10 protein-coding genes are annotated in these 13195 nt (G+C 62.0%); 1 reads left to right on the top strand and 9 read right to left on the bottom strand.

The window, feature by feature from the left end:
• Positions 1–8 precede the first annotated feature (8 nt).
• The 8 genes from C6382_RS04330 to C6382_RS04295 form a co-directional block, all read right to left on the bottom strand.
• Positions 9–1112, bottom strand: coding sequence for a polyamine ABC transporter substrate-binding protein (locus C6382_RS04330; protein WP_107023304.1), 1104 nt, complete (start codon positions 1110–1112; stop codon positions 9–11).
• Positions 1113–1214: 102 nt separating this feature from the next.
• A complete protein-coding gene (locus C6382_RS04325) occupies positions 1215–1916 on the bottom strand; it encodes an NAD(P)H-dependent oxidoreductase (RefSeq protein WP_107023303.1) in 702 nt (233 codons plus the stop codon).
• Positions 1917–2009: 93 nt separating this feature from the next.
• Complete coding sequence (locus tag C6382_RS04320; protein WP_107023302.1) at positions 2010–3425, bottom strand: aldehyde dehydrogenase family protein; 1416 nt, start codon at positions 3423–3425, stop codon at positions 2010–2012.
• Complete coding sequence (locus C6382_RS04315) at positions 3418–4608, bottom strand: pyridoxal phosphate-dependent aminotransferase (RefSeq protein WP_107023301.1); 1191 nt, start codon at positions 4606–4608, stop codon at positions 3418–3420. The genes C6382_RS04320 and C6382_RS04315 overlap by 8 nt, the downstream gene beginning before the upstream one ends.
• 27 nt (positions 4609–4635) lie before the next feature.
• On the bottom strand, positions 4636–6243 hold the full coding sequence (locus tag C6382_RS04310) for a 5-guanidino-2-oxopentanoate decarboxylase (RefSeq protein ID WP_107023300.1): 1608 nt from the start codon (positions 6241–6243) through the stop codon (positions 4636–4638).
• A gap of 10 nt (positions 6244–6253) precedes the next feature.
• Entirely contained in the window at positions 6254–8353 is a 2100-nt protein-coding gene (locus tag C6382_RS04305) for an acetate--CoA ligase family protein (RefSeq protein ID WP_107023299.1), read from the bottom strand.
• A gap of 18 nt (positions 8354–8371) precedes the next feature.
• Positions 8372–9532: an acyl-CoA dehydrogenase family protein gene (locus C6382_RS04300; RefSeq protein ID WP_107023298.1), complete on the bottom strand. Its 1161-nt coding sequence runs from the start codon at positions 9530–9532 to the stop codon at positions 8372–8374.
• Positions 9533–9563: 31 nt separating this feature from the next.
• Positions 9564–10355, bottom strand: a complete 792-nt coding sequence (locus C6382_RS04295) for an enoyl-CoA hydratase/isomerase family protein (protein ID WP_107023297.1) — start codon at positions 10353–10355, stop codon at positions 9564–9566.
• A gap of 847 nt (positions 10356–11202) precedes the next feature.
• On the opposite strand from C6382_RS04295, the gene C6382_RS04290 reads away from it, so the two are divergent.
• Positions 11203–11421, top strand: a complete 219-nt coding sequence (locus tag C6382_RS04290) for a hypothetical protein (RefSeq protein WP_256588967.1) — start codon at positions 11203–11205, stop codon at positions 11419–11421.
• 204 nt (positions 11422–11625) lie between these two features.
• On the opposite strand, the gene C6382_RS04285 is transcribed toward C6382_RS04290, so the two are convergent.
• Positions 11626–13029: an amino acid permease gene (locus C6382_RS04285; protein ID WP_107023296.1), complete on the bottom strand. Its 1404-nt coding sequence runs from the start codon at positions 13027–13029 to the stop codon at positions 11626–11628.
• Between the last annotated feature and the right edge of the window lie 166 nt (positions 13030–13195).

Here is a 13195-nt window from a genome sequence, read left to right as displayed (position 1 = left end):
GGGGGCATTCAAAAACCGGTCTTGACCGTGCTCCAGACCCGGGTGATCGCGCGCATATCCCGGGCGTCCTGGGTTTTCTGGGCAAACAGGCGCTCGCGGGTGGCGTCATCGGGATAGATCGCCGGATCGTTGCGGATGTCCGCCTGCACCAAGGTCGTGGCCGCTGCGTTGCTGTTGGCGTAGCGGATGTAGTTGGTCACCTGCGCCATGGTCTGCGGCTGCAACAGAAACTCGACGAAACGATGGGCGTTGGCGCTGTGCGGCGCATCTTTGGGCAGGTAAAGGTTGTCGAACCAGATCAGCGAGCCTTCCTTGGGGATGAAGAACGACAATTTGATGTCTTTTTTCGCCTCCTCGGCCCGGGCCTGGGCGATGGCGTAGTCACCCGACCAGGTCAGGGCCATGCACACATCACCATTGGGCAGGCTGGTGAGGTAGTTCACCGAGTCGAATTTCTTGATAAAGGGGCGGATGTCCAGCAGCAGCTTTTCGACGGCCTTGAGGTCAGACGGCGCCGCGCTGCGTGGGTCTTTGCCCAGGTACTTGAGCGCCAGCGGGATCACCTCGGTGGGCGCGTCCATCAGGGTCACGCCGCAGTCGGCAAAGCGCGAGACGATCTTCGGGTCGAACAGCATGGCCAGCGAACCGATCGGCGCATCGGGCATGCGCGCTTTGATCTTTTCGACGTTGTAGGTCACCCCGTTACTGCCCCAGGTATAGGGCGCGGAGTATTTCAGGCCCGGGTCATAACCTTGTAGCGCCTGCACCACTTGGGCGTCGAGGTTGTGCCAGCTCGGCAACTGTTGCTTGTCCAGCGGCTGGAACACCCCGGCCTTGATCAGTGGCGGCACCAGGGAGGCGTTGAGCATGACCAGGTCGTAGCCGGAGCGGCCGGTGAGCAATTTGGTCTGTACGGTTTCGTAGCCATCGAAGGTGTCGTAGATCACCTTGATACCCGTGGCTTTCTCGAAATCGGCCAGGGTGGTTTCGCCGATGTAGTCCGTCCAGTTATACAACCTGAGTGTATTGCCGGTATCCACTTCAGCGGCCAGGGTGGCCGTGGCGGTGGACGCCAGCAACACACTGCACATCACCTTCAGTGCCTTGCGCATAGCAACTCCGTCGTGTGACTGCTCAGGGTGAGCCGATGGACTTACTATCAGGTGATTCGCGGGTGGCGACCATAACCCGAATGGGTGGGTGGGCAAAAAGCCTCAAGCCAACGGATACAGCGCCTCATCAAACTGCGACAAGCGCACAAACGCCAGCGGCTGGTCATCCGACAAGTGCTGCAGACGCTGCTGATAACTTTGCAAGAAGTCTTTGCGCGCCTCCTCACTGATATACGGCACATGCCAGGCCACAAATGGCTCCAGCACATCAAAACCGACATACGCAAGGGTGCCACGCAGGATCGGCCGCAGCATATCCTCCAGCGGCCCATGGATCGCCCCTTCGCCGAACATGTGCTCGCGCCCGCCGAGGGTCACGGTCACCAGGGCTTTTTTGCCGACCAGGCCGCCCTGGTCGTAGAAGCGCTTGCCGCCATAGCAGACACCGGACACCAGCACCCGGTCGATCCAGCCCTTGAGGATGGCCGGGGCCGAGAACCAGAAGATCGGGAAGTTCAGCACCACCAGGTCAGCCCACAACAGCTTGTCCAGTTCCTGCTGGATATCATCGGCAATCGAGCCGCTCTTGACCCCCAGACGCTGCTCCAGAGCATAGACCAGGTACTCAGGGTTTTCCCGGGAGCCGAAGTCCTCGGCACTGGCCACCGGATTCCAGTTCATCGCATACAGGTCACTGACCTGCACTTGATGGCCCTGGGCCTGGAAGGTTTCCACGGCTTTGTCGCGCAAGGCAGCGGTGAAGGATTGCGGCTCGGGATGAGCGTGAACGATCAATACATTCATCAGGGGTTTCCTTAAACAGGTTGCAGCGTAGGAGGGGCAGCGCGGCTGGCCCGAAGCAGAATTTCACTATTCACACAGGTCATGCTCAGCACATCAAACCTGCACAGCCTTGACCTCGACGAACTCGGCCAGCCCCTCCTCGCCCCACTCGCGGCCGTTGCCCGACTGTTTGTAGCCGCCGAACGGCGCCTGGTAGTTGAATGCCGCGCCATTGACGAAGCACTGCCCGGCACGCAGTTGCCGGCCCAGCTGCAAGGCGCGCTCGCGGTCAGCCGCCCAGACAGCGCTGGACAAGCCAAACGGCGAATCGTTGGCCAAGGCAATGGCCTGCGCTTCATCGTCGTAGCGGATCAGGCACAGCACCGGACCGAAAATTTCCTCCTGGGCAATGCGCATGCGGTTATCAACATCGGCGAACAGGGTTGGCTGCACATAGAAACCCCGTTCGAAGCCCAGCGCACTGTCTCCACCACAGAGCAAGCGCGCGCCCTCTTCCTGGCCGATGCGAATGTAATCCTGCACCGTACGCCGCTGCGCCGCTGAACACATCGGTCCTAGGAAACTCTGTGGGTCTTGCGGATCGCCCATGACCAGCGTGCAGGTCTCGGCCAGAGCAATTTCCACGGCCTCGTCATAGCGGCTGGCAGGCAGCAGCATGCGGGTCAAGGCGGTGCAGGTCTGCCCGGAGTTGATCATCACGTCCTGTACGCCATAACGCACGGCGGCTTCGAGGTCAGCATCGGCAGTAATCAACAGCGGTGATTTGCCGCCCAGTTCCAGGCACACCCGTTTCACCGTCGGCGCGGCGGCCTGGGCCACGCGCACACCAGCGCCGGTGGAACCGGTGAAGGACACCATGTCGATCTGCGGATGCCGGGCCAGCGCCTCACCGACTTTCGAGCCGGGCCCGCTGACCAGGTTGAACACCCCGGCCGGCAAGCCGATGGCTTCGATCATCTCGGCCAGCAAGAAGGCATGCAGCGGGGTTTCCTGGCTCGGCTTGACCACCACCGTACAACCCGCCGCCAAGGCAGGAGCCAGTTTGCCGATCAACTGGTGCAGCGGATAATTCCACGGGTTGATGAACGCGCAGACACCAACGGCTTCGCGGTACACCAGAGAATTACCGACCTCACGCACTTCGTCCATCAGGCCGGCCAGTTCAACGTACTGCTCAAGCCCGACGATCGGCCCGTCCACCTGCACGCTACGACACCACTGCACCGGCATGCCCAGCTCAGCGGTGATGACGCTGGCCATCTCCTCGGCACGCGCTGTCAGTTGTGCGGCCAAGGCCTGGATGTAACCGGCTCGTACGCTCGACGGCGTGCGCGACCAGTCGGCAAATGCCTGGCGCGCGGCCGCTACGGCGCGGTTGACGTCCTCTTCATTGCCCAGTGGCACCCGACCTGTGACCATCTCGCTGGCCGGGTCGATCACCTCCGCCATGCCCTGCCCGCACGGCACCTGCCAGCGGCCATCGATAAACAACCGTGAATACTCACGCATGGGCCTTGGCCTCCATCAGTTCAGCCGCGCAGCGGGCAATGCGCTGGCAGGCATCGCGCAGCGGCTCGTCAGCCAGCACCAAGCCCAGACGGATATGCCCCGCCGCACTCGGGCCAAATGCTTCACCGGCCAGCACCGACACGCCATGACGGTCCAGCAAGCGGTTGGAGAAATCCTGAGCGCTAAGGCCGGTTTCGCGGATATCGACCATCACGAACATGCCGCCATCAGGCTTGAGTGCCTTCAGGCCCGGACAATCGGCCAGACACTGGCAAACCAGGTCACGGCGCTGACGGTAGGCTTCGCGCATTGCCAGCAACTCTGGCAACTGTCGCTCCAGGGCCACTACGGCGGCGTCCTGGATGAAATCCGGCGAGCCATAGAGCATACACAGTGCCAGGTTTTCCAGATGCGCGGCCAAGGCTGTCGAGCCCACCACCCAGCCTACCCGCCAACCGGTCATGGCATGGGACTTGGACAAGCTGTTCAACGTCGCCGTGCGTTGCGCCATGCCCGGCAGGCTACCGGGGCTGATGTGTTCGCCTTCGTACAACAGCTCGCTGTAGACCTCATCGGAAATCAGCCACAGGTCGTGGCCAATGCACAGTTCGGCCAGCGCCTCCCAAGTCGAACGCGGCAGGCTTGCGCCGGAGGGATTGTGTGGGCTGTTCAAGGCCAACGCACGGGTGCGTGGGGTGATGCGCGCAGCGACATCCTCGGGGCATACGCGAAAGCCGTTCTCCGAGCGCACCGGCACCGGTACCACGGTCGCGCCACAGGCACCGAACACGGCTTCGTAGGTGACATACATCGGTTCGGCGACAATCACCTCATCGCCAGGGTTGAGCACGCATTGAGCGACACAGAACAGCGCGCACTGGGCACCCGCCAGCACCGTCACCTGATCGGCGCTGACCACTTGGCCGCTACGCTGCTGGTGACGACGGGCGATGGCCTGGCGCAGAGCCAGTTTGCCGCGCACGTCCGAATAGTGGGTGTGGCCGTTGTGCAGGCTGTCGATGGCGGCCTGGACGATAGGCGCCGGGGTGTCGAAGTCCGGGTCGCCGACCGACAGCAAGAGAATGTCTTGCCCTTGCGCCTGCAGTTCGAGGGCGCGGTAGTGAATATCCCAGGCGGCGGCGCCGTCACCGGCAATGCGTTGGGTCAGATCGGAAAAGCGCATGGCAATCTTCCTGAATGAGGTTGGACGTCAGCGAGCGCAGGCGTGCTTGAGCTCGATCAGGGTCACGCTGTTGCGGGCAAAGCCTGCACGCAGCTCCTGTTGCAGTTCATCGAGGTTGTGAGGCTGGGCCACGGTGCAGCCGAAGGCCCTGCCCAACCCGGCAAAGTCGGGATTACGCGGCAGCACGCCGATCGGCTCGATATCCAGGTTGAGCATGTCGTCGCGGATTTGCCCCAGCGCGTCGTTGTTCCACAACAGCACGACCAGAGGACGGTCCAGTTCTTCTACAGCGGTGGCCAGTTCCTGAGCGGTGTAAAGAAAGCCACCGTCGCCGACCAGCACCAGGCCTGGACGGTCCTCAGTGGCGAACATGCCGCCAATCCCCGCAGGCAAGCCATAGCCCAGGGTGCCGTAACCGGTCGGGTGCAACCAGCTGCGCGGCGCCCGGCTGGCGAAGACATAGTTGCCGGTGTAGGCCAGCTGGGTCATGTCGGTGCTGATGAAGGCGTTGTCGGGAAGCTCGGCCGCAACCCGGTCGAGAATCGCCTGATGGATTGTCTGCAGCGGGCCATGTCCGGTCTTGACCGCCTGACGCAAGGCAGCTACCGAGGCAATGGCCACCTCGGGGTCACGCTTGATGTCCGGCAAGTGCTCCAGCAACGCGCCCACGGTGAGCCGCGCATCGCCCTGCAAGGCCAGTGCGCAGGGATAGAAATCGTTGAACTTGCGCGAGTCGATATCCACCCGCAACAGCTCGCCATTGAGCGGCAGGCGTTCACGCCAGAAGTCGGTGTCGGCCATCTCGGTGCCCACGGCCAGCACTACGTCAGCTTCAGCGATCAGGTTCCAGCCAGGTTCGACACACAGACTTGCACCAGCATTCAGCGGCGCCTCCGGGACCAGCAGACCTTTGCCGGCGACGCTGGTGAACAGCGGCGCCGCCAAGCGGGTACTCAGCTGTTGCAGCGCGGCGGCCGCCTGCAACGCACCGCCCCCGGCGATGATCATCGGCCGTTTGGCCGCCGCCAGCTTGGCCGCGGCCTGCTCCAGCACACTGCTGGCTGGCAGGCCGCGGCCGGGACGGCGAACTACCTCACCGCTCCAGTCACGCTTGACCGGCGCCGCCAGCACATCCAGCGGCACCGAAATATGCACCGGGCGTGGCCGTTCACTGTCAAACACCGCATAGGCGCGGGCAATCAGCTGCGGCAAATCCTCGGTGCTCAAGGCCACGGCGGAAAACGCCGTGATCGGCGCAGTCATGCCGCGCTGGTCCTGGGTTTCGTGCAGACAGCCCCAGCCCTTGCCCAGGCTGGCGGTGTGGTTAACGCTGGAGATCACCAGCATCGGAATCGAGTCGGCGTAAGCCTGGCCGATAGCCGTGGCGGCGTTGGTGACGCCCGGGCCGGTGATCACGAAACACACGCCGGGCTTGCCGCTGACCCGCGCATAGCCGTCGGCCATGAAGCCTGCGCCCTGCTCATGGCGGGTCAGGACGTGACGAATGCCGCTGCCGGGCAAGCCACGGTACAACTCCAGGGTATGCACCCCGGGAATGCCGAACACCGTGTCGACACCGTAGTTGGCCAACAGGCGGACCAGGGCCTGGCCGCCGGTCAATGGAGTGTTGTGCATATTGTGCTCCTTACGCCTGGCCGAGGCGAATCAACGCATCGACCGCGGTGGTGCCCTGGGCACCGACCATTAATGGGTTCACATCCAGCTCCAGCAATTGCCCGGCGTTTTCGCAGGCGTAGTCGGCTACGGCGCGGATTGCTGCGACCAGAGCGTCCAGGTCGGCGTGCTCGCGACCACGGAAACCCTGGAGCAGACTGGCGCTGCGCAAAGCGAGTACGGCAGCGCGAATGGCGCCGTCGGTGGTTGGCAACAGCAGGGTCTTACTGTCTTTGAGCAGCTCGACGAGGATGCCACCCGCACCGATCACCAAAGCCAGGCCGAAGTCGTTCTCACGCTTGATGCCGACGATCAGCTCGGCCAGCGGCGCGCTGGCCATAGGTTCAAGCAACACCTGGTCAAACGGCACATGCGGCGCATAAGCGCCAATTCGTGCGCGCATCTGATGCAGTGCGTGGTCCAGCGCTTGCGCGTCACCCAGGTTGAGCGCCACGGCACCGGCTTCGGTCTTGTGCGGCAACTGCGCACTCACGGCCTTGAGCACCAATGGAAATCCCACGGCCTCTGCAGCCTTGGCTGCCTGATCGGCGGCGCTCAATACGCCTGCCGGAACAGGCAAGCCGAAGGCCTTTAATGCCTGTTTGGAGTCCCATTCGTTGAGCAGTTCGCTGTCACCTTCGAGCACTTGCGGACACACCGGCACCAGCGCCGACTCGCCAAGATCGAGCAAGGCCTGACGCCGGCTTTGGTAGGCGGCGATCCGTCCCCAAGCCGCCAGTCCGTCCTCAACCCCTTGCAGCGCCGCGATGCCATGGCCGTGCAGGCGCTCGCGGGCACTGGCTGGCAGCAGTTCGGGGAAGGCCGAAGTGACAAAGCCGATCTTGCCGTGGCGCTTGAGCGCTGCGCTGTACAACTCAAGCAGAAGGTCGCATTCCTTGCGCTCGCCGGTGAACTCGGCCGGATAGTCGAGCACCAGCATTGCCGCGTCGGCGTCGCTACGCAGGGCACTGTCGAGCATGCGTTCAAGGGCCGCGCCGTCGCCCCAGATCGCCGTGGTGAAGTCCAGCGGGTTGACCAGGTTGGCGTAAGCCGGCAGCACCTGGGCCAACTCATCGACCTGACTGGCCGCGAGTTTCGGCAGGCCCAGGTCATTGCGTTCGGCGTAATCGGCGATCAGCCCGGCGTCGCCGCCGGAACAGGCCAGGGCAATCAGGCGGCGACCTTTGGGCAGGTTGCCACAGGCGGCAGCCTTGAGAGTTTCGGCAAAACTCACCGGGCCGCTGACGCGGATCACCCCCAGGCGCTGGAACAGGCTGTCATAGAGCGTATCGGAACCGGACAACGAGCTGGTATGACTCAGCGCCAGTTCGGCGCCGATCTGCGATACTCCGGTTTTCAGGGCAATGATCGGAATGCCCTTCTCCAATGCCTTGTGCGCCGCACGGGCAAAGCCTGGAACGTTTTTCAGCCCTTCAAGGTGCAGGCCGATGGCGGTCACCCGGGGTTCGTCCAGCAGCACATCCATCAGTTCGGCAATGCCCAACTGCGCCTGGTTGCCGACCGAGGCCATGTACGCCACCGGCAAGGAACGGTCGCTCATCGACAGGTTGTAGGCGAAGTTGCCGCTCTGGGTCAGGATCGCCACGCCCTTGTCTACTGTCTTGCCGCCGTGAGCCACCGGCCACAACGCGCTGCTATGCAGATAGTCGAGCAGGCCATAGCAGTTGGGGCCAAGCAACGCCATGTGCCCTGCGGCTTTGAGCAGTTGTTGTTGCAGCGCCTGGCCTTCGGCGCCAGCTTCGGCAAAGCCCGAGGCATAACAGATCGCCCCGCCGGCGTCGATGGCGGCCAGCTCGGCGACGCAGGTAAGCGTCAACTCCCGGTTGGTAGCGATGAACACCGCGTCAGGGCCGCACGGCAGCTCGGCGACACTGCGCACACAAGGGATGCCATCAATGCTGTCATGCTCAGGGTTAACCAGCCACATCTGGCCCTGATAACCGCCTTCGGCACAGCGTTTGAACGCCCGCGCCATGCTGCGCCCACCGACGAATGCCAGGTGACGCGGCGCCAGCAGGCGCTTGAGATTGTCACGAATCGACTGCGACATAGGAATTCTCCGACCCGATCAACGCAACAGAGGGCGCAACAGTTCGCGGGAAATAATGTGCCGCTGAATCTCCGAGGTGCCCTCCCAGATCCGCTCGATCCGCGCATTGCGCCAGATCCGCTCGACCGGACCTTCATCCATCAGGCCCATGCCGCCGAAAATCTGCACGGCCTCGTCGGCGACCTTGCCCAGCACCTCACTGGCAAACAGCTTGGCCATACCCGCCTCGCCATCGGTCATGCTGCCCTGATCCATCTTCCAGGCGGTATGCAGGGTCAACAGCTCGGCGGCGCGGATCTGCGTGGCCATATCGGCGAGCTTGAACGACACGCCCTGAAAGCTGCCGATCGGCTGGCCGAACTGCTTGCGGTCCGCCGCCCATTGCAACGAAACGTCCAGCGCCCGCTGGGCCTGACCGACACAGTTGGCGGCAACCAACACCCGCCCGGCGGTCAGCCAAGCGTTGGCCACTTCCCAGCCCTTGCCCACTTCGCCCAGCACTTTGCTGGCCGGTACACGGCAGTCGTCGAAGAACAGCTCGTAGGTGTGATAGCCGCGGTTACTCACGCACTTGGGACCGCGGCGAATGGTCATGCCGGACGTGCCACGGTCGACCAGGAAGGCGGTTACCGCGTTGCGTTTGCGGCCGTTGTGCTCATAGGTGTCGGTCACGGCGAAGACAATGGCGAAATCGGCGTGCCCGGCATGGCTGATGAAGTGCTTGCTGCCATTGAGGACGAAATCGTCACCTTCGCGTACAGCACGGGTCTTGATCGCATTGGCGTCAGAGCCGGCACCCGGCTCGGTCAAGGCAAAACAGTCAACCTTCTCACCCTGGATGCACGGCAGCAGGTAGTCATTGATCTGCTCACCCTTGCACGCCATAAGAATCTTCGAAGGACGCGCGACAAACACATGCACCGCCCATGACACCTTGGACAGTTCACGCTCGATCAGCGCCTGCGACAGGTAATCGAGCCCACCGCCGCCGACCTCCTCGGGCATGTTGAAGGCATAGAAGCCCGCGGCAATGGCCTTGCCACGAATCTGCGCGGCCAGCTCCGGCGACACCTCGTCGGCGCGATCCACCGCCTCCTCATGGGGCAGCAACTCTTTGGCGACAAAACTGCGTACCGCTTCCACCAACATTTCTTGTTCTTGGGTCAGTTGGAAATTCATGGCGTGTTCCTGAAGAAGGTCGTGTAAGTATTTATTTGCCAACAAATGTTGCTGCGCGCTTCTCGACAGATGCACGCAAGGCTTCAGCGCCATCCTCGCTGCGTCCGCACAACAACCCGGCGGCAAGCTCGGCCTGCAGTTGCTCGCTGAGCGTGCGCTGGGCGCCGTCACGGATCAGGCGCTTGGTCTGGGCGAAGGCGAAGGTCGGGCCGTTGGCCAGGCGTGCGGCCAGTTCTGCGGTAACAGCCAACAGCTGGTCATCGGCGCACACCTCGCCCACCAGCCCGGCGCCCAGCGCACGTTCGGCGCCCCAGAGTTCATCAAGGAACAACAGACGTTTGGCCTGTTCACTACCGATCAGCCGCGGCAAATGCCAGCTGGCACCGGCATCGGGGCTGTAGGCCATGCTGGTGTAGCCCGCCTTGAACCGGGCCGACGCGGCGGCCACCCGCAAGTCGCAACACAGGGTCAAATCCATCCCGGCACCGACAGCGGTACCGTTGATGGCGGCAATCGTCGGTTTGTCGAGGCTGTGCAGGCGTTGCATCAAAGCGTGGGCGGTCTCGGTCCAGCCATAGCTTTCCAGCGCGCCACGCGCCTCGGCTTCAGCCCATTCGGCCAGGTCCGCCCCGGCACAGAAACTGCGCCCGCTGCCGGTCAGCACCACCACGCGCACCGCAGGGTCGGCGTTGCAATCATCGAGCAAGGCATGGAGCTTTTTCAGGCTAGGGATGTCCAGGGCATTGCGCTGGTCAGGGCGGTTGAGGGTGATCCAGGCAACGCCGGCTTCGACTTTACTCAGCAGAGATGGGGAACCAGTCATGGGAGGCCTCGAATTATTGTGGTTGGCGTGAGGGGTAGGACTTGAGGCCATACTAAACGAGTGTTCAACAAGGAGACAATCGGGAGAGAATAGTGATGTAACAGATGAAATTACACACATAAATAACTGTTTTTATTAGTAATAAATTAGCTATCGCATCAAGTGATCTAACCGCTGTTACAACTTCGCACAACTGATAACTCTGCCGCCGAAAGCAAGAGCGAAGCGAATTGTGCTTTTGATACTGATCTGCTTTTGATCTTGATCCACCCGCCCCGTTAACCAGTAGGGCTGAGTGGAGGTGTCGTAGAGTTACTTGCAACTCGTCGCTCGCAATGCCCCGTAGCGGCACCGGAGCGAAGAGACCCGAAGCGCAGCGTAGGGCCCCTGGTGGGGCGAGAATTTTTGGTTACTTTTTTCGACTGAAAAAAGTGACCCACCGTTGAACGGAAAGGTGATTCAGCGCCACGTTGGCAAATGGATATGTCCACAAATCTGAGGGCCTCATCGCGGGGCAAGCCCGCTCCCACCGGGTAGATCAGCACCCACAGACTAGCCAGCGCCTGGTCCTAGGACCTATCCTACGCAATCTGTCGGCCTCAGTAGCTTGCCCGGGGAAGGTCTTCACACTAGGCTCGCTCGGTCACTGAATATTCGGTGATCGGGTTTGGCGACCCGGGAAAAGATACTGACAGAAAGCTTCCATTTTTAATGGCGGCTATGTGTGGGAGGGTTTCGGCCCTGCCGGTTTTTCCAGTGTCTTCCGGTTCGCCAACCCGCACATGGCTGCCACCCAATCGTTTGGCGACGGTGCAGTGGTGGCTCCTTCAAAGACCTGGAGTTGACCATGAAAAAGCCCGTCCCCGATCCTCCCAGCCTGCACCTCATTGAAACGCTCGAGACCGACGTCCCCTGTTGCCCGGAACATCCGCCTTTGTTCAGCGTACGTGCTGGCGTCAGTGCTGAAGATGCACTGGTGCATGCGTTGCTGTACCTCAGATGCGCCCGTACCACCGTTATCGAAGCCATCCACCACACCAGCAAGGAGGGACGAGGCTTTGTCTAGTCCACCCAGCATTCGGTGGAGATGGCCATGGCGCTGCTTGATGCATTGCTCGATGGGATAGAAGAACGACAGTTGGAAGCCAAGCAGTTTGAAGTGCAATCAACGCCACAAGCGTAAATCTGTCCCATTGGGACGGTGAGTCAACTGACGTCATCGCGGGGCAAGCCCGCTCCCACCGAGCGAACCCGGTGGGAGCGGGATGCGTTAAACCGACGGCGCCAACGCCACCTGCCGCTTGCGATTGATGAAGAAGTACGCCGCATAACACACTGCGATAAACCCAAAGCCCCAGTACAACGAAGGCCGCTGCGTCTCATCCAGCGCCAGGAACACAAACAACGAGCTGCACAGGGTGATGCACAACAGCGGCACCAGCGGATACAACGGCGCGCGGTACTTGAGCTCGCTGAGCTTGCCGCCCTCGCGCAGGAACGCCTTGCGGAACCGATACTGCGCCAGGGCGATCACGATCCAGGTCACCGTCCCGGACATCCCGCTCACCGCCATCAGCACCATGAACAGCGTGTCGGCAGCAATGAAGCTGGTCATCAATGACACCAGGGCAAAGCACAGGGTGATGCTCAGCGCCCGCAGCGGCACGCCACGTTTGCTCAACGGCGACAGGCTCTTGGGCGCCATGCCGGTCTTGGACATCGCCCAGAGAATCCGCGTCGAGGCATACAGCCCCGAGTTACCCACCGACAGAATCGCGGTGAGGATCACGAAGTTCATCAGGTCCGCCGCATACGGAATGCCGACCATGTCGAACACCTGCACAAACGGGCTTTCCATCAAACCGGCCTGCTGCCACGGAACAATGGCCGAGAGCACCACAATCGCCAACACATAGAAGATCAATACGCGGAACACCACGTTGCGTACAGCGCGTGGGATGCTCTTTTCCGGCTGGTCGGTTTCACCCGCCGCCACCCCCATGATTTCGCAACCCTGGAAGGCATAGACCACAGTCATCATCACCGCGAACACCGCCGACAAGCCGTTGGGGAACAGCGAATCGCCAATCAGGTTGCTCATCATCGGCGCCGGCGCACCGCTGGTCAGCGGGATGGCACCGAAGATCACCAGCACCCCGACAATAATGAAACCGAGGATCGCCGCCACCTTGATCCCCGAGAACCAGTACTCGGCCTCACCAAAGGCGCGGGTGGCCAGGGCGTTGAGGCCGAACAGCACCACCACGAACAGCGCTGACCAGTACCAGATCGGCACTTCGGGGAACCAACGCACCATCAGCATGCCCGCTGCGGTGAACTCCAGGCCCACCGTGGTGGCCCAGCTCATCCAGTACACCCAGCCGATCATGAAGCCAGTGGCCGGACCAATGTATTTGGTTGCGTGTGCCTGGAACGAGCCGGACACCGGCATCTGCACCGACAGCTCACCCAGGCAGACCATCACCAGGTACATCAGAAAGCCCGCCACCAGATAAGCCAGGATCGCGCCCACCGGCCCGCCCTGGTTGATGGTCACCCCCGAGCCCATGAACAGGCCTGTGCCAATCACGCCGCCCAGCGACAGCATGAAAATGTGCCGGCTCTTCAGGGCCCGGGTCAGGTGAATGCCTTTACGTTCGGTAGATTCGCTCATGTCGGCACCTCAACAGTGGCGCAGGGGCGAAAGGGACAGGCGATAGCGCGGGGACAGATCAGCTTTACGGCAGTTCATTATTATTATCTCCAATAAGCTTCGAAGACCGCGTGCAGTGCGGTTAGCGTCGATTATTGGAAAGCGATGTAAGGTGCAGTTGTACGTA

It is taken from the genome of Pseudomonas sp. BBP2017 (genome assembly GCF_003024385.1).
In the GTDB taxonomy this organism is placed as follows: Bacteria; Pseudomonadota; Gammaproteobacteria; order Pseudomonadales; family Pseudomonadaceae; genus Aquipseudomonas.
This window is presented reverse-complemented; position numbering and strand designations above follow the sequence as displayed.